Source organism: Dyella sp. S184, from assembly GCF_009766065.1.
GTDB lineage: Bacteria > Pseudomonadota > Gammaproteobacteria > Xanthomonadales > Rhodanobacteraceae > Rhodanobacter.
In genome coordinates this window covers 435,817-450,312 of sequence record NZ_LMUE01000003.1, presented here as the reverse complement: position 1 = coordinate 450,312, position 14,496 = coordinate 435,817, and the positions used below count along the sequence as shown (strand labels likewise).

Sequence of the window (14,496 nt, the reverse complement as noted above, 5' to 3'; positions counted from 1 at the left end):
CGAGGATATAGACGATGGGTCATAAAGTTCATCCCACCGGTATCCGCCTCGGCATTGCCAAGGACTGGAACTCGAAGTGGTTCGCCAACAAGGGCGATTACGCAAAGTATCTCGTGGCCGACATCAAGGTCCGCGATATGCTCAAGAAGAAGCTGGCCGCTGCCGGCATCTCGAAAATCCAGATCGAGCGTCCGGCCAAGACCGCACGCGTGACGATCCACACCGCCCGTCCGGGCGTGGTGATCGGCAAGAAGGGCGAGGATATCGAGAAGCTGCGCAAGGAAGTCAGCGACATGATGGGCGTTCCGACGCACATCAACGTCAATGAAGTGCGCAAACCCGAGCTGGATGCACAGCTGGTGGCCGAGTCGATCGCGCAGCAGCTCGAGCGTCGCATCATGTTCCGCCGCGCCATGAAGCGCTCGGTCGGCAATGCGATGCGCCTGGGTGCGCTGGGCATCAAGATCAACGTCTCCGGTCGTCTGAACGGTGCCGAGATCGCTCGTTCCGAGTGGAGCCGTGAGGGTCGCGTGCCACTGCATACGCTGCGCGCCGACATCGACTACGGCACCGCCGAGGCGAAGACCACCTACGGCATCATCGGCATCAAGGTGTGGATCTACAAGGGTGAGGTCTTCGATCTGGCAGCAGCATCCCAGGAGTCGAAGGACGAGCCGTCCTCGCAGCCGCGCCGCGAAGGTGGTGAAGGTCGTCGTAACGATTCGCGTCGCGAGGCCGGTGACGGCCGCCGCGAGCGGACTGCGAAGTAAGGAGAGTTGCCATGTTGCAACCCAAGCGAACCAAATACCGCAAGCAGTTCAAAGGCCGTAACGACGGCTTGGCCCAGTGCTCCAACCTCGTCAGCTTTGGCGAGTACGGCCTGAAGGCGACCACGCATGGTGCGCTCACCGCGCGCCAGATCGAGGCAGCCCGTCGTTGCATCACCCGCTTCGTGAAGCGTGGCGGCAAGTTGTGGATCCGCGTGTTTCCGGACAAGCCGATCACCAAGAAGCCGATCGAAGTCCGCATGGGCGCGGGCAAGGGCAGCGTCGAGTTCTGGGTCGCCCCGATCCAGCCTGGTCGCATGCTTTATGAAATCGAGGGCGTCGACGAGTTGACGGCGCGTGAGGCGTTCCGTCTGGCGGCAGCGAAGCTGTCCGTGCAGACCCAGTTTGTGACCCGGGCGGTGATGTGATGGCCACCAAAGAAATCAAGAACCAGTCGGCCGAAGAGTTGAACCAGCATCTGCTGGATCTGCGCAAGGAGCAGTTCAATCTGCGCATGCAGAAGGGCTCCGGTCAGCTCACACAGCCGCACCAGCTTCGCCGCGTTCGGCGTGACATCGCCCGCACGAAGTTTGTGCTCGGCAGCAAGAAGTAAGGGACGGCCGACATGAGCGCTAACCAGATTCAAGAAGCACAGGTTCAATCAGAAAAGCAGACGCGTACCCTCGAGGGTCGTGTCACCAGCAACAAGATGGACAAGACGGTCACCGTGCTGGTCGAGCGTCAGGTGCAGCATTGGCTGCTCGGCAAGATCATTCGCCGTTCGACCAAGCTGCATGCGCAGGACGATCTCGGTGCAAACGAGGGTGACCTCGTGCGTATCGCCGAGTGCCGTCCATTGTCCAAGACCAAACATCACCGCGTGGTTGAAATCATCACGCGCGCCAAAGTCTAAGGGAGGGTGCAGCCATGATCCAGATGCAAAGCACGCTTTCCGCAGCGGACAATAGCGGCGCGAAGGAACTGATGTGCATCAAGGTACTCGGTGGCTCCAAGCGCCGTTACGCCGGGATCGGTGACGTCATCAAAGTCACCGTGAAGGATGCAATTCCACGCGGCAAGGTAAAGAAGGGTGAGGTGTACAATGCCGTGGTGGTTCGTACCGCCAAGGGTGTACGCCGTCCCGATGGCTCGCTGATCCGTTTCGACGGCAATGCAGCGGTGCTCCTCAACAACAAGCTCGAGCCGATCGGCACCCGTATTTTCGGACCGGTTACCCGCGAGCTGCGCAGCGAGAAGTTCATGAAGATCGTCTCGCTTGCTCCCGAAGTGCTCTGAGCGGAGTCAAGACATGAATCGTATCCGCAAAGGTGATCAGGTCCTCGTGATTACCGGTAAAAACAAGGGTCAGCGCGGCGATGTGCTGCGTGTTGCAGACGACCGTGTATTCGTCTCCAACGTGAATCTGATCAAGCGTCACACCAAGCCGAATCCGCAGGCCAACCAGGCTGGCGGCATCGTCGAACGTGAGGCCTCGATCCATCTCTCCAATGTGCAGCTGTTCAACCCCGCCACGAACAAGGGTGAACGCGTCGGCACCAAAACGCTCGAAGATGGGCGCAAGGTCCGCGTGTTCCGTTCGACTGGCGAGGTCGTGGACGCGTAAGGAACACAAGTCATGACGCGCCTTGAAACGTTTTACAAAGACCAGGTACTGGCGAAGCTCACCGAGCAGTTCGGCTACCAGAACGTGATGCAGGTTCCCCGCATCACCAAGATCACGCTGAACATGGGCGTGGGCGAAGCTGCGGGCAACAAGAAAGTGCTCGAGAACGCCGTAGCCGATATGGCCAAGATCTCCGGCCAGAAGCCGATCACGACCAAGGCGCGCGTTTCCGTGGCCTCGTTCAAGATCCGTGACGGTTGGCCGATCGGCTGCAAGGTCACTCTGCGCCGTGCGCAGATGTGGGAATTCCTTGATCGCCTGATCAACATCTCGCTGCCACGCGTCCGCGACTTCCGCGGCGTGTCGGCTCGCGCCTTCGATGGTCGCGGCAACTACAACTTCGGCATCAAGGAACAGATCATCTTCCCTGAGATCGACTTCGACCAGGTTGACGCGCTGCGCGGTATGGACATCTCCATCACCACCACCGCCAAGACTGACGAAGAAGCCAAAGCTCTGCTGGCAGCGTTCAGCTTTCCGTTCCGCAACTGATAGGCGCGTAATCCATGGCTAAGACATCAATGGTGAACCGCGATATCAAGCGGACCAAACTCGTCCAGAAGTTCGCCGCCAAGCGCGGTGAACTGAAGGCGATCGTGCTGAGCGCCACCGCCTCCTACGAGGAGAAGATGGCAGCGCAGACCAAGCTGCAGAAGCTGCCGCGCGATGCCAGCCCGGTGCGTCAGCGCACCCGCTGTGCATTGACCGGTCGCCCGCGTGCGGTCTATGCGAAGTTCGGCCTTGGCCGCAACAAGCTGCGTGAAGCGACCATGCGCGGCGACGTGCCGGGTCTGCGCAAGGCCAGCTGGTAATACCCAACACGGACTGGTTTGCGAGGCCGAGGCTTCGCGACTGGTTCACCCGGCGGCATGTTTGTGCCGCCGTTGATGCGACTACCGCATCGAGATTCGCTAAAACCTGGAAATGCTGATATAGTCGGCGGTCTGCGCAAAGCAGGCCGACTTGCTGTCGGCTCACAATTTGATTGATTTCCGGTTTTATCGGATATCGGTGCACTCTGAAGGATGTTTTCATGAGCATGACTGATCCCATCGCCGATCTGTTCACGCGCGTCCGCAATGCCCAATCGATGGGCAAGCCGGCCGTTCGTATGCCGTCGTCGAAACTGAAGTTGGCAATCGCCAACCTTCTCAAGAACGAGGGCTACATCCTCGACGCCAAGACTTCCACCGAGGAAGGTAAGCCGGTGCTCGAGCTCAAGCTCAAGTATTTCGAGGGCCAGCCGGCCATCGAGACCATTTCCCGTGTCAGCCGTTCCGGCCTGCGTGTGTATCGCGGCAAGGACGAGTTGCCGAAGGTTCTCGGCGGCCTGGGTATCTCGATCATCTCGACTTCCGCTGGTCTGTTGACCGATGCGCAGGCCCGTGCCAAGGGTCTGGGCGGCGAAGTCATCGGCCAAGTGGCATAAGGAGTCATTCAATGTCACGTGTAGCCAAGAAACCGATTTCCCTGCCGAAGGGCGTGGAGCTGACCGTCGCTGCCGACGCGATCTCCGTGAAGGGCCCGAAGGGCACGCTGTCCGTGCATCACCTGCCGGGCGTTACCGTTGCCGTGGACAATGGCGTTGCCACCATCAGCCTCGCTGAAGGCACCGACGACAAGTTCGGCGGTACGGCGCGTGCGCTGCTGGCCAACATGGTCCAGGGCGTTTCCGTGGGTTATGAGCGCAAGCTTGAGCTGGTCGGCGTGGGTTACCGCGTCGCCATGCAGGGCAAGTCGCTGAACCTGAGCCTGGGCTTCTCCCATCCCGTGGTGTTCGAGGCGCCGGAAGGCATCAGCATCGAAACCCCGACGCAGACCGAGGTCCTGATCAAGGGCACCGACAAGCAGGTTGTGGGTCAGGTGGCGGCCAAGATTCGCGGCTTCCGTCCGCCGGAGCCCTACAAGGGCAAGGGTGTGCGCTATGCCGGTGAGAAGATCACGCTGAAGGAAGCCAAGAAGGCCTAAGTACTGAACAAGTACAGCGCCTATCCGCTTTCTGGAGATATCACGATGAACAAGAACGAAAATCGCCTGCGTCGCGCCAAGTCCACGCGTTGCCATATCCGCAAGCTGGCCGTGGCCCGCCTCTCGGTACACCGCACGGGCCAGCACATCTACGCGCAGGTGTTCGATGCTTCTGGCCTGAACGTGGTGGCTGCGGCCTCCACCGTGCAGAAGTCGGTGGCCGAAGGCCTCAAGGGCACCAAGAACCTGACGGCTGCGGCTGCGGTGGGCAAGGCTGTTGCCGAGCGCGCGATGGCTGCAGGTATCGACGCCGTGGCATTCGACCGCTCCGGCTTCCGTTTTCACGGTCGCATCAAGGCTCTGGCCGATGCGGCGCGCGAAGCGGGCCTCAAGTTCTAAAAGCACTACCTGGGAATCAGGCAGGTCCTGATTCCCGTTGCGCTACCTACAACTCCAAGCGGCTCAGCCGCAAGCAAAAGTCCTGGCCTTGCCGGGCACATGGAAAAGAACATGTCTTCTAACGATCGCGAAAATTCGGACGGCTTGCTCGAAAAGCTGATTGCCGTCAACCGCGTGGCCAAAACCGTCAAGGGTGGCCGCCAGATGAGCTTCACCGCGCTGACCGTGGTCGGCGACGGCGAGGGCAAGGTCGGCTTCGGCTATGGCAAGGCGCGTGAAGTGCCGGTGGCCATCTCCAAGGCGATGGAGCGTGCCCGCCGCCAGATGGTGAGCATCGAACTGAACAACGGCACCCTGTGGTATGCCATCAAGGCCAACCACGGTGCAGCCCGCGTCTACATGCAGCCCGCTTCCGAGGGTACTGGCGTGATCGCCGGTGGTGCCATGCGCGCCGTGCTGGAAGTGGTCGGCGTGAAGAACGTGCTGGCCAAGGCCGTCGGTTCGCGCAACCCGATCAACCTGGTGCGCGCCACCATCAAGGGTTTGCAGGCTGTTGCCTCGCCCAAGAAGATCGCCGCCAAGCGTGGCAAGACTCTGGATGAGGTGCTCGGCAATGGCTAAGTCTCAACAAACCGCCGACAAGACCGTGCGCGTGCGCCTGGTCAAGGGCCTGCGCGGCGTGCAGGCGCGTCACCGTCTCAGCGTCAAGGCGCTGGGTCTGGGCAAGATCAACGACGTCCGTGAACTGAAGGACAGCCCGCAGGTGCGTGGCCTGATCAACACGGTCTATTACCTGGTCCGGGTCGAGGAGTAAGCATCATGCGTTTGAATGACATTCAGCCGGCCGCCGGCTCGCACAAGACGCGCCTGCGCGTCGGTCGCGGCATCGGTTCGGGCATGGGCAAAACCGCTGGTCGCGGACACAAGGGTCAGCATGCCCGCGCCGGTGGTACCCACAAGTATGGTTTCGAGGGCGGCCAGATGCCGCTGCAGCGCCGGTTGCCGAAAGTCGGCTTCCGTTCGCTGAAGAAGGCCGAGAGCCAGGAAGTCTTCCTGTATCAGCTGGCCCATCTCAAGGCAGACGTGATCGACGTCGTCGTGCTGCATCAGGCTGGCCTGATCAGCAGCCGCGCGAAGAAGGTCAAGGTCGTTCTGAAGGGTGAAATCGGTCGTGCGGTGAAGTTGTCTGGTTTGCTGGCTACCGCCGGCGCCAAGGCAGCCATCGAAGCGGCCGGCGGCAGCGTGGAGTAATCGACGGTGGCTGAAGCCAAGGGCAATGCACTCGGCAAGCTTGGCAAGCTGACGGAGCTTCGTCAGCGCATCTTCTTCGTGATCGGTGCGTTGATGGTGTTCCGCCTCGGCTCGTTCATACCGGTTCCCGGCGTGAATCCGGAGGCGATGACCAATCTGGTCAACGGCAACGGCCTGATGGACATGTTCAACATGTTCTCGGGTGGTGCGCTGGCTCGCTTCTCGGTGTTCGCACTCGGCGTGGTGCCATACATTTCGGCGTCGATCGTGTTCCAGATGATGGGCTCGGTGCTTCCCGGACTGCAGGGGCTGCGCAAGGAAGGCGAGGCCGGCAAGCGCAAGATGACGATGTATACGCGCTACGCCACGGTGGGTCTGGCAGCGTTCCAGTCGTTCGGTATTGCGGTGGCGTTGCAGAATCAGGTCGCAGCCGGTGGCGCGCCTGTGGTCTACACGCCAGGCTTCGGTTTCATCATGTCTTCGGTGGTCGGGTTGACCGCAGGCACGATGTTCCTGATGTGGCTGGGCGAGCAGATGACGGAGCGTGGTATCGGCAACGGTATTTCGCTGCTGATCTTCGCGGGCATCGTCGCCGGTTTGCCGGGTGCGGTGGTGCATACCCTGGGTATGGCCAACAACGGTGAGCTGACGCTGGTCAAGGTGCTGTTGGTTGCGGTCGTTGTACTGGGCGTGACTGCCTTCGTGGTGTTCATGGAGCGTGCGCAGCGACGGATCACGGTGAACTACGCTCGGCGTTCGGGTGGGCAGAAGGCCTACATGAACCAGAGTTCGAGCTTGCCGCTGAAGATCAACATGGCGGGTGTGATTCCGCCGATCTTTGCCTCGAGCCTGCTGATGTTCCCGGCGACGGCGATCAGCTGGTTCAGCACGGGTCAGCAGTCACGCTGGTTGCAGGATCTGACGCAGTCGCTGAGTCCAGGCAATCCGTTGTACTCGATTGTGTTTTCGGTACTGGTTATCGGGTTTGCGTTCTTCTACACGGCGATTGTATTCAACGCCGATGAGACGGCCGACAACCTCAAGCGGTCGGGTGCGCTGATTCCGGGCATTCGTCCGGGCAAGGCCACGGCCAGCTACATCGATGCGGTGATGACTCGCCTTACCGGTGTTGGCGCGTTGTATCTGGTACTGGTGTGTTTGGTGCCATCGTTCATGCAGCAGGCCTGGCATGTGCCGTTCTATTTCGGTGGCACGTCGCTGCTGATCGTGGTGGTGGTGGTGATGGATTTCACGGCTCAGGTGCAGGCGCATCTGGTCAGTCACCAGTACGAGAGTCTGCTCAAAAAGGCCAATCTGCGTCGCAGCTGAGGCTGCCAACGGGTAGGTCAAAGTCGGGAAGTGGCGACACCGCGGTGTCGCAGGGCTTTCCAGTCAGGGTAATTCAGGTTAGAATTGCGCGTTTACCGCGCACGAAACGCATCGGAGAAAGTACATCATGGCGCGCATCGCGGGTGTCAATTTGCCGGTCCAGAAGCATGTCTGGGTTGGTCTGCAGAGCATTTACGGTATCGGCCGCAGCCGGGCCAAGAAAGTCTGCGTGGATGCTGGCGTGGTTCCCACCACCCAGATCAAGTCCCTCAGTGAAGGCGAGGTGGAGAAAATCCGCCACGAGATCGGCAAGTACATTGTCGAAGGCGATCTGCGCCGCGAGGTGGGTATGGCCATCAAGCGTCTGATGGATCTGGGTTGCTACCGTGGCCTGCGCCATCGTCGCGGCCTGCCGGTGCGCGGCCAGCGCACGCGTACCAACGCACGTACCCGCAAGGGTCCCCGTCGCGCGATCAAGAAGTAACGGATTCCGAATATGGCTAAGCCGGTCAAAACCAAGAAGAAGATCAAGCGCGTTGTCACGGATGCCGTGGCCCACGTGCAGGCCTCCTTCAACAACACCATCGTCACCATCACCGATCGCCAGGGCAATGCCTTGTCGTGGGCTACTGCCGGCGGTGCCGGTTTCCGTGGCTCGCGCAAGTCGACCCCGTTCGCTGCCCAGGTTGCCGCCGAAAAGGCTGGCCGTGCTGCAGGCGACTACGGCGTGAAGACCGTGGAAGTGCGCATCAAGGGCCCAGGCCCGGGCCGCGAGTCGGCGGTGCGTTCACTGAACGCGTTGGGCTACAAGGTGCTCAACATCATTGACGTCACGCCGATTCCGCATAACGGCTGCCGTCCCCCCAAGAAGCGTCGAGTCTAAGGAGCATACCCATGGCCCGTTATCGTGGAGCTACCTGCAAACTCGCCCGTCGTGAGGGTGCAGATCTCAGCCTGAAGAGCCCGGCGCGTGCGCTGGATTCCAAGTGCAAGCTGGAAAACAAGCCCGGCCAGCATGGCGCGAACAAGCGCATGCGCATGTCCGACTATGCCGTCCAGCTGCGTGAGAAGCAGAAGGTCAAGCGCATCTATGGTGTGCTCGAGCGTCAGTTCAGCAACTACTACACCAAGGCGTCGACCCTCAAGGGCAACACCGGTGAGAACCTGTTGCGTCTGCTCGAAAGCCGTCTGGACAATGTCGTCTATCGCATGGGCTTTGCGGTGACCCGCGCCCAGGCCCGCCAGCTGGTTGCCCACAAGGCGATCCTGGTGAACGGCAAGAAGGTGAACATTCCTTCCTACCAGGTCCGTCCGGGCGATGCGATCGCATTGACCGAGAAGGCACGCACCCAACTGCGCGTTCAGGAAGCGTCGACGATTTTCGACACCATGGACCTGCGTCCGATCTGGGTCGAAGTCGATGCCAAGAAATTTGAAGGCACGTTCAAGTCAGTGCCGGATCGCGGTGATTTGCCGTCCGACATCAATGAAGCATTGATCGTCGAGCTTTACTCGAAGTAATTACCGGAGTTCTGCATGGCAGTTTCGTCAACTAGTGTGCTGCGGCCCCGAGGCCTCAGCGTCGAACAGCTCGGAGCCAACCGCGCCAAGGTGGTGGTCGAGCCGCTCGAGCGTGGCTTCGGTCACACCCTGGGCAACGCGCTGCGTCGCGTACTGCTCTCCTCGATCCCTGGCAGTGCCATCGTCGAGGTTGAAATCGATGGCGTGCTGCATGAGTACACCACCCTGGAAGGCCTGCAGGAGGACGTGATTGAAGTCCTGCTCAACCTGAAGGACGTGGCTATTCTTCAGCATACCGGCGATGAAGTGACGCTTACCCTGTCCAAGAAGGGCAAGGGCGTGGTCACCGCCGGCGACATCGTCGTTGATCATTCGGTTGAGATCATCAACCCCGATCACGTGATCTGCCACCTGACCAAGGATGTCGCGCTCAACATGCGTTTGAAGGTGCGTCGCGGCGTCGGCTACCAGCCGGCCAGCACGCGCCAGCATCCGGATGATGAAGCTCGTCCGATCGGCCGCCTGCAGCTGGACGCGTCGTTCGCGCCGGTCCTGCGTGTGGCTTACGAAGTGGACGCCGCTCGTGTCGAGCAGCGCACGAATCTCGATAAGTTGGTTCTCGATATCGAGACCAATGGAACGATCGGCGCTGAGGACGCGGTTCGCAAGGCCGCCGAAATCATCAACGACCAGCTGTCGGTGTTCGGTGACTTCTCGCGTCGCGAGAGCGCCATCGACAAGGCGGAGAAGAGTGGTTTCGATCCGCTGTTGCTGCGTCCGATCGACGATCTGGAGCTCACCGTGCGTTCGGCTAACTGCCTGAAGGCCGAGAGCATCTACTACATCGGCGATCTGGTACAGAAGACCGAAGTCGAGCTGCTGAAGACGCCGAACCTGGGCAAGAAGTCGTTGACTGAAATCAAGGATGTGCTGGGCGGGCGTGGTCTCGCACTCGGCATGAAACTCGAGAACTGGCCGCCGCCGGGTCTCTCGCACGGCATGCAGCTGGGCTGATAGTTTTTTGCGAACGAATGTTCGTGCGATCGTCCTTGATCGCTGTGTAGCAAAGATGTTGGTCAGGGTGTGCGTAGCGCCATGATTGTGCACCAGAAGCGGCCATCCGTGACCGCGACTGCTTTTGCGATCCTCCTTGATCGCTGAGTCATTTCGGTTTGGCGAGTATGCGTATACCCGCTTTGCCAACCGCCAAAGGCGGCCATCCGTGGCCGCACTTCTAATAAGAGCCTGTTCTTAGAGGCTCCTCATAGCGGGTAACCGCGGGAAGCCGGACACAGGTGCCGGCTTTTCATAACAACAGACATAGAGACTTTTGCCATGCGCCACCAAAAATCCGGACGCAAACTCAACCGCACCAGCTCGCACCGCGAAGCCATGTTCAAGAACATGGCGTCCTCGCTGATCAAGCATGAGCTGATCCGTACCACCCTGCCCAAGGCGAAGGAACTTCGTCGTGTGGCCGAGCCGCTGATCACGCTCGCCAAGACCGACGGCGTTGCCAATCGCCGCCTTGCCTTCTCGCGCCTGCGTGACAAGGAAGCCGTCGGCAAGTTGTTCGTCGAACTGGGCCCGCGTTACAGCGAGCGTCCGGGCGGCTACCTGCGCATCCTCAAGTGCGGCTTCCGCCCCGGCGACAATGCGCCGATGGCGTATGTCGAGCTGGTCGGTCGCCCGCAGGTCGAGGCTGTCGACGCTGAATAAGCGGGTCGGATAAGTCGGCCGCGCATGCCCGATCGAACAGGCGTTCAGACGTCCATACACCAAAACCCGGCCGGGCAACCTGCCGGGTTTTTGCTTTCTGCGCACGGGCAGGGCGCAAATTTTCGACGGAATGCCGTTGCCTTGCTGACAGCGCGTTGACGAACAGGTAATGTCGTTGTCCCGCAACGCAACAAAATGCCATGAATCCCTTCCGTTGGTCGTATCGCGTCAGCTTCCTCGCTGGTTTCCTGATCTGTGCAGGCCTGCTTGGCTTTGCGCTGTTTTCCGAATACCACTGGAACCTGATTCCGTGCCCGCTGTGCATCTTCCAGCGCGTGGCTTTCCTCGTGATGGCCGTGTTCTTCCTGCTGGGCGGCCTGCATGCGCCGCGCAGCGGTGTGCGCTGGGTGTATACCGGTGGTGTGCTACTCGGGACGATCTTCGGTATCGCGGTGGCAGCTCGGCACCTGTGGATTCAGTCGCTGCCGGCTGACCAGGTTCCGTCCTGCGGTCCACCGCTGGATTACATGTTCAGTGCGTTTCCATTCGCGAAGGTGTTGCAGCTGGTGTTCACCGGTTCCGGCGAATGCGCCAAGGTCGAACCGATCCTGGGCCTGCCGATGCCGGCCTGGACCCTGCTCTGGTTTGTTTTGCTGGGTGTACTGGCAATCAGTGCCACGCGACGCCGGGCCCATTGATGTGAATGTTTCTGCAAGTACCAAGGCTGCACTGATGAATACCGATGTGACCCACACGCAAACCACGCCCGGCGATTGGGCCCCTGACTCGTGGCAGCAGCGCACGGCGCTGCAGCAGCCGCATTATGACGACGCATCCGAACTGGCTGCGGCCACCGCGCATCTGGCCCAACTGCCTCCGCTGGTGACCTCATGGGAAGTACTGGCGCTGAAGCAGTCGCTGGCCGAGGCGCAGGAAGGAAAGCGCTTTCTGCTGCAGGGTGGTGATTGTGCGGAAAGCTTTGCCGACTGCACCAGTCCGATCATTTCCAACCGACTGAAAGTGCTGTTGCAGATGAGCCTGGTGCTGGTGCACGGCCTGAAGAAGCCGGTACTACGTGTGGGCCGGTTCGCCGGTCAGTATGCGAAGCCGCGCTCGACTGACAGCGAAACCCGCGATGGACAGACACTGCCCAGTTTTCGCGGTGACGTGATCAATGGCCCGGACTTCACGGTGGAGGCCCGTCGTCCCGATCCGCAACGGCTGATCCAGGCGCATGCGCATTCGGCGCTTACCATGAATTTCGTGCGTGCACTGATCGACGGCGGCTTCGCTGATCTGCATCACCCGGAATACTGGGATCTGGCCTGGGTCGAGCATTCGCCGCTAGCCGCCGAGTACCGCAAGATGGTTGCCGGCATCGGCGATTCGCTGCGCTTCATGGAGACGCTGGCCGGTCCGATCGCGGGCTTCTCGCGGGTGGATTTCTTCACCTCGCACGAGGCCCTGCTGCTGCATTACGAGCAGGCACTGACGCGACAGGTGCCACGCCACCGTGGCTTCTTCAATCTGTCCACGCACTTTCCGTGGATCGGCATGCGCACCGCGGCACTGGATGGCGCGCATGTGGAATATTTCCGCGGCATCAGTAACCCGATCGCGGTGAAGGTTGGTCCCAGCGTGAAGCCCGAGCAGTTGTTGCCGTTGATCGATGCGTTGAACCCGCACGACGAGCCGGGTCGACTCACCCTGATCCATCGCATGGGCAACGCCAATATCGCGACAGCGCTACTGCCGCTACTCGAGGCGGTGAAGCGCGAGGGTCGCCGGGTGCTGTGGGTGGCCGATCCGATGCACGGCAATACCGAGAGCACTTCGAACGGCTACAAGACCCGCCGCTTCGACAACATCCGTGGCGAGCTGGACCAGGCGTTCGACATTCACGCCGCCGCCGGTACGCGATTGGGTGGCGTGCACCTGGAGCTGACCGGTGAAGACGTCACCGAGTGCATGGGCGGCGCGCGTGACCTGTCCGAAACCGATCTCGACCGTGCTTACAAGTCGATGGTCGATCCACGCCTGAACTACGAGCAGTCACTGGAGTTGGCGATGCTGATCGTGCGCAAGTCGGTGAGCGGGCAGGGCTGAGCCTGCGTTACATCACTTGAATGAAAAGGCGGCCATCGGCCGCCTTTTCATTGGATGGCTCAGCGCGTGGCTGCAACGGGCGTGCCGTCCACCGTATCGAGGAACTTCGGTGGCTGCCAGGCATGGCTGTGCTGCTCGAAACCGTAGGCGATCGAGATCAGCGTAGGCTCGCTCCACTTCGCGCCGAACAATACGATCCCGACTGGAAGGCCATGTGCCCAGCCGGCGGGCATGGTGATTGACGGATAGCCGGCGACCGCGGCGGGTTGCGAGGCGCCGCCGATGTTTGGGTCACCGCTGACGATATGGTCGCCAAGCACCGGGTCGGTGACGAAGGCCGGTCCCCATGATGGTGCCAACAGGGCGTCGAGATGATCCTTCGCCAGCGCGGCGTCGATGCCCTCCGGGCCGGCCAGCTGCTTCGCCTTGGTCTGCGCATCGAGATAGGCTTTGTCAGTGAGTGGACCCTTGGCCTGAGCCTGCTCGAACAGTTGCTGGCCGAACCATGGCATTTCGCGCACTGCCTCGCGTTGATTGAACGCGATCAGGTCGGCCAGCGTATGCACCTTCAGTCCGGTCCGCGTGGCCAGGTAGGCGTTTAGATCGTATTTGAGGTCGTATTGCAGCACCGTGTTCTCTGGCGCATTCAATTCGCTCAGATGCGGCAACGTGACCGGATCGACGATGATCGCGCCTTGCGCCTTCATGATCGCGATCGCCTGCTCAAGCACGCGATCCGCGTTCGGCTCGTTGCCGGCCAGCTGACGCACCACGCCGATGCGCTTGCCCTTCAGGCCATTCGGGTCGAGGGAGCGGGTGTAGTCAGTGGCATGCTTGTCCGCCTCGGCAGTGGCGGGGTCGCGCGAATCGCTGCCGGCGATCACGCTCAGCAGCGCGGCGGCATCAGCCACGTTGCGCGCCAGCGGGCCGGCAGTGTCCTGGTTGTGGCTGATCGGCACGATGCCGCTGCGGCTGACCAGCCCCAGCGTGGGCTTGATTCCGACGATGCCGTTCATCGAGGCAGGACAGATGATCGAACCGTCGGTTTCAGTGCCGATCGCCACGGTGACGAGCCCGGCCGCCACCGCTGCGGCGGAGCCTGAGCTCGAGCCGCAGGGATTGCGATCGAGTGCATATGGGTTTCGCGTCTGGGCGCCGACTCCGCTCCAGCCGCTGCTGGCATGATCGGAGCGCATGTCTGCCCATTCGCTGAGGTTGGTCTTGCCGAGGATCAGCACACCGGCCTGGCGCAGGCGTTCCGCCACTGCGGAGTCGTGTGGTGCCGGAGCATCCGTGAGCGCGAATGAGCCGGCGGTAGTGAGCATGCGATCGCCGGTGTCAATGTTGTCCTTCAGCAGAACCGGGATGCCGTACAGCGGGCCGTGTGCTTTTGTACGTTTCGCATCGAGTGCGCCAGCAAGTTTCAGCGCATCCGGGTTCGTCCCGAGTACCGCGCGCAACGTGGGTCCCGATTGGTCGATGTGCTGGATGCGACCGAGGAACTGTTTCGTCAGTTGCCGGCTGTCGAGTGTGCCGGTGTCCATGCGTTGCTGCAGTTGTGCGATCGATGCGTAAGCGCTAGCAGGCGCCGTTGAATCGGCAGCGATGGCCGGGACGGCAATTAGTGCAGTAGCAAGTGCGGCAAGACAGACGGCGGAACGGCTCACGATGACCTCCGGGTTCGACGAATGCGGCATGTTGTCGCGAAGCGCCAGCTTAGCGCCATGCGCGCCCGGTCATCGCGTTGCGCGC

At 61.1% G+C, this 14,496-nt stretch carries 23 protein-coding genes; 22 read left to right on the top strand and 1 reads right to left on the bottom strand.

Annotation, left to right across the window (positions count from 1 at the left end):
* The first annotated feature begins 14 nt into the window (after positions 1-14).
* From rpsC to GSQ75_RS09545, 22 genes are all read left to right on the top strand, one after another.
* Positions 15-770, top strand: a complete 756-nt coding sequence (gene rpsC / locus GSQ75_RS09650; RefSeq protein ID WP_077516233.1) for a 30S ribosomal protein S3 — start codon at positions 15-17, stop codon at positions 768-770.
* An 11-nt stretch (positions 771-781) separates the two neighbouring features.
* On the top strand, positions 782-1,195 hold the full coding sequence (rplP, locus tag GSQ75_RS09645) for a 50S ribosomal protein L16 (RefSeq protein WP_056386829.1): 414 nt from the start codon (positions 782-784) through the stop codon (positions 1,193-1,195).
* A complete protein-coding gene (gene rpmC, locus GSQ75_RS09640; RefSeq protein WP_158754410.1) occupies positions 1,195-1,380 on the top strand; it encodes a 50S ribosomal protein L29 in 186 nt (61 codons plus the stop codon). The genes rplP and rpmC overlap by 1 nt, the downstream gene beginning before the upstream one ends.
* 12 nt (positions 1,381-1,392) lie before the next feature.
* Positions 1,393-1,680 (top strand): 30S ribosomal protein S17, encoded by a 288-nt coding sequence (gene rpsQ, locus GSQ75_RS09635; RefSeq protein WP_158754408.1) that lies wholly within the window; start codon positions 1,393-1,395, stop codon positions 1,678-1,680.
* A gap of 14 nt (positions 1,681-1,694) precedes the next feature.
* Positions 1,695-2,063, top strand: coding sequence for a 50S ribosomal protein L14 (gene rplN, locus GSQ75_RS09630; protein ID WP_114845475.1), 369 nt, complete (start codon positions 1,695-1,697; stop codon positions 2,061-2,063).
* A 13-nt stretch (positions 2,064-2,076) separates the two neighbouring features.
* Positions 2,077-2,391 (top strand): 50S ribosomal protein L24, encoded by a 315-nt coding sequence (rplX, locus tag GSQ75_RS09625; protein ID WP_077516239.1) that lies wholly within the window; start codon positions 2,077-2,079, stop codon positions 2,389-2,391.
* Between the two features lie 12 nt (positions 2,392-2,403).
* Positions 2,404-2,943 carry a 50S ribosomal protein L5 gene (gene rplE, locus GSQ75_RS09620; protein ID WP_158754406.1) on the top strand — a complete coding sequence of 180 codons (540 nt, stop codon included), beginning with the start codon at positions 2,404-2,406 and terminating at the stop codon, positions 2,941-2,943.
* A 14-nt stretch (positions 2,944-2,957) separates the two neighbouring features.
* On the top strand, positions 2,958-3,263 hold the full coding sequence (rpsN, locus tag GSQ75_RS09615) for a 30S ribosomal protein S14 (RefSeq protein WP_158754404.1): 306 nt from the start codon (positions 2,958-2,960) through the stop codon (positions 3,261-3,263).
* A gap of 221 nt (positions 3,264-3,484) precedes the next feature.
* Positions 3,485-3,880, top strand: a complete 396-nt coding sequence (gene rpsH, locus GSQ75_RS09610; protein WP_158754402.1) for a 30S ribosomal protein S8 — start codon at positions 3,485-3,487, stop codon at positions 3,878-3,880.
* 11 nt (positions 3,881-3,891) lie between these two features.
* Positions 3,892-4,419 carry a 50S ribosomal protein L6 gene (rplF, locus tag GSQ75_RS09605; protein WP_158754400.1) on the top strand — a complete coding sequence of 176 codons (528 nt, stop codon included), beginning with the start codon at positions 3,892-3,894 and terminating at the stop codon, positions 4,417-4,419.
* Between the two features lie 39 nt (positions 4,420-4,458).
* On the top strand, positions 4,459-4,818 hold the full coding sequence (gene rplR / locus GSQ75_RS09600; RefSeq protein WP_174236715.1) for a 50S ribosomal protein L18: 360 nt from the start codon (positions 4,459-4,461) through the stop codon (positions 4,816-4,818).
* A 111-nt stretch (positions 4,819-4,929) separates the two neighbouring features.
* Positions 4,930-5,439 carry a 30S ribosomal protein S5 gene (gene rpsE, locus GSQ75_RS09595; protein ID WP_140649728.1) on the top strand — a complete coding sequence of 170 codons (510 nt, stop codon included), beginning with the start codon at positions 4,930-4,932 and terminating at the stop codon, positions 5,437-5,439.
* Positions 5,432-5,632, top strand: coding sequence for a 50S ribosomal protein L30 (gene rpmD / locus GSQ75_RS09590; RefSeq protein WP_068095376.1), 201 nt, complete (start codon positions 5,432-5,434; stop codon positions 5,630-5,632). The genes rpsE and rpmD overlap by 8 nt, the downstream gene beginning before the upstream one ends.
* Positions 5,633-5,637: 5 nt before the next feature.
* The gene (rplO, locus tag GSQ75_RS09585) at positions 5,638-6,069 is read left to right on the top strand and encodes a 50S ribosomal protein L15 (RefSeq protein ID WP_158754396.1); all 432 of its coding nucleotides are present in this window, start codon (positions 5,638-5,640) and stop codon (positions 6,067-6,069) included.
* 6 nt (positions 6,070-6,075) lie between these two features.
* Positions 6,076-7,398, top strand: a complete 1,323-nt coding sequence (secY, locus tag GSQ75_RS09580) for a preprotein translocase subunit SecY (RefSeq protein WP_158754394.1) — start codon at positions 6,076-6,078, stop codon at positions 7,396-7,398.
* Between the two features lie 127 nt (positions 7,399-7,525).
* Positions 7,526-7,882, top strand: a complete 357-nt coding sequence (rpsM, locus tag GSQ75_RS09575; protein WP_072757722.1) for a 30S ribosomal protein S13 — start codon at positions 7,526-7,528, stop codon at positions 7,880-7,882.
* Positions 7,883-7,894: 12 nt separating this feature from the next.
* Positions 7,895-8,281, top strand: a complete 387-nt coding sequence (gene rpsK, locus GSQ75_RS09570) for a 30S ribosomal protein S11 (protein WP_007513384.1) — start codon at positions 7,895-7,897, stop codon at positions 8,279-8,281.
* Between the two features lie 11 nt (positions 8,282-8,292).
* Positions 8,293-8,919, top strand: coding sequence for a 30S ribosomal protein S4 (gene rpsD, locus GSQ75_RS09565; RefSeq protein WP_158754392.1), 627 nt, complete (start codon positions 8,293-8,295; stop codon positions 8,917-8,919).
* 15 nt (positions 8,920-8,934) lie between these two features.
* Entirely contained in the window at positions 8,935-9,933 is a 999-nt protein-coding gene (gene rpoA / locus GSQ75_RS09560) for a DNA-directed RNA polymerase subunit alpha (RefSeq protein WP_158754386.1), read from the top strand.
* 321 nt (positions 9,934-10,254) lie between these two features.
* A complete protein-coding gene (rplQ, locus tag GSQ75_RS09555; protein WP_077442351.1) occupies positions 10,255-10,638 on the top strand; it encodes a 50S ribosomal protein L17 in 384 nt (127 codons plus the stop codon).
* A 200-nt stretch (positions 10,639-10,838) separates the two neighbouring features.
* Complete coding sequence (locus GSQ75_RS09550; RefSeq protein ID WP_158754383.1) at positions 10,839-11,336, top strand: disulfide bond formation protein B; 498 nt, start codon at positions 10,839-10,841, stop codon at positions 11,334-11,336.
* 34 nt (positions 11,337-11,370) lie between these two features.
* Positions 11,371-12,744, top strand: coding sequence for a 3-deoxy-7-phosphoheptulonate synthase class II (locus GSQ75_RS09545; protein ID WP_158754381.1), 1,374 nt, complete (start codon positions 11,371-11,373; stop codon positions 12,742-12,744).
* Between the two features lie 59 nt (positions 12,745-12,803).
* Here the strand turns inward: GSQ75_RS09545 and GSQ75_RS09540 are convergent, their stop codons facing one another.
* Positions 12,804-14,411: an amidase gene (locus tag GSQ75_RS09540; RefSeq protein ID WP_158754379.1), complete on the bottom strand. Its 1,608-nt coding sequence runs from the start codon at positions 14,409-14,411 to the stop codon at positions 12,804-12,806.
* Positions 14,412-14,496: the final 85 nt, after the last annotated feature.

What these genes read in the sequence shown, in the direction of transcription:
- rpsC (WP_077516233.1), top strand. Translation starts at nt 15, where the DNA reads ATGGGTCATAAAGTTCATCCCACCGGTATCCGCCTCGGCATTGCCAAG.
- rplP (WP_056386829.1), top strand. Translation starts at nt 782, where the DNA reads ATGTTGCAACCCAAGCGAACCAAATACCGCAAGCAGTTCAAAGGCCGT.
- rpmC (WP_158754410.1), top strand. Translation starts at nt 1,195, where the DNA reads ATGGCCACCAAAGAAATCAAGAACCAGTCGGCCGAAGAGTTGAACCAG.
- rpsQ (WP_158754408.1), top strand. Translation starts at nt 1,393, where the DNA reads ATGAGCGCTAACCAGATTCAAGAAGCACAGGTTCAATCAGAAAAGCAG.
- rplN (WP_114845475.1), top strand. Translation starts at nt 1,695, where the DNA reads ATGATCCAGATGCAAAGCACGCTTTCCGCAGCGGACAATAGCGGCGCG.
- rplX (WP_077516239.1), top strand. Translation starts at nt 2,077, where the DNA reads ATGAATCGTATCCGCAAAGGTGATCAGGTCCTCGTGATTACCGGTAAA.
- rplE (WP_158754406.1), top strand. Translation starts at nt 2,404, where the DNA reads ATGACGCGCCTTGAAACGTTTTACAAAGACCAGGTACTGGCGAAGCTC.
- rpsN (WP_158754404.1), top strand. Translation starts at nt 2,958, where the DNA reads ATGGCTAAGACATCAATGGTGAACCGCGATATCAAGCGGACCAAACTC.
- rpsH (WP_158754402.1), top strand. Translation starts at nt 3,485, where the DNA reads ATGAGCATGACTGATCCCATCGCCGATCTGTTCACGCGCGTCCGCAAT.
- rplF (WP_158754400.1), top strand. Translation starts at nt 3,892, where the DNA reads ATGTCACGTGTAGCCAAGAAACCGATTTCCCTGCCGAAGGGCGTGGAG.
- rpsE (WP_140649728.1), top strand. Translation starts at nt 4,930, where the DNA reads ATGTCTTCTAACGATCGCGAAAATTCGGACGGCTTGCTCGAAAAGCTG.
- rpmD (WP_068095376.1), top strand. Translation starts at nt 5,432, where the DNA reads ATGGCTAAGTCTCAACAAACCGCCGACAAGACCGTGCGCGTGCGCCTG.
- rplO (WP_158754396.1), top strand. Translation starts at nt 5,638, where the DNA reads ATGCGTTTGAATGACATTCAGCCGGCCGCCGGCTCGCACAAGACGCGC.
- rpsM (WP_072757722.1), top strand. Translation starts at nt 7,526, where the DNA reads ATGGCGCGCATCGCGGGTGTCAATTTGCCGGTCCAGAAGCATGTCTGG.
- rpsK (WP_007513384.1), top strand. Translation starts at nt 7,895, where the DNA reads ATGGCTAAGCCGGTCAAAACCAAGAAGAAGATCAAGCGCGTTGTCACG.
- rpsD (WP_158754392.1), top strand. Translation starts at nt 8,293, where the DNA reads ATGGCCCGTTATCGTGGAGCTACCTGCAAACTCGCCCGTCGTGAGGGT.
- rpoA (WP_158754386.1), top strand. Translation starts at nt 8,935, where the DNA reads ATGGCAGTTTCGTCAACTAGTGTGCTGCGGCCCCGAGGCCTCAGCGTC.
- rplQ (WP_077442351.1), top strand. Translation starts at nt 10,255, where the DNA reads ATGCGCCACCAAAAATCCGGACGCAAACTCAACCGCACCAGCTCGCAC.
- GSQ75_RS09550 (WP_158754383.1), top strand. Translation starts at nt 10,839, where the DNA reads ATGAATCCCTTCCGTTGGTCGTATCGCGTCAGCTTCCTCGCTGGTTTC.
- GSQ75_RS09545 (WP_158754381.1), top strand. Translation starts at nt 11,371, where the DNA reads ATGAATACCGATGTGACCCACACGCAAACCACGCCCGGCGATTGGGCC.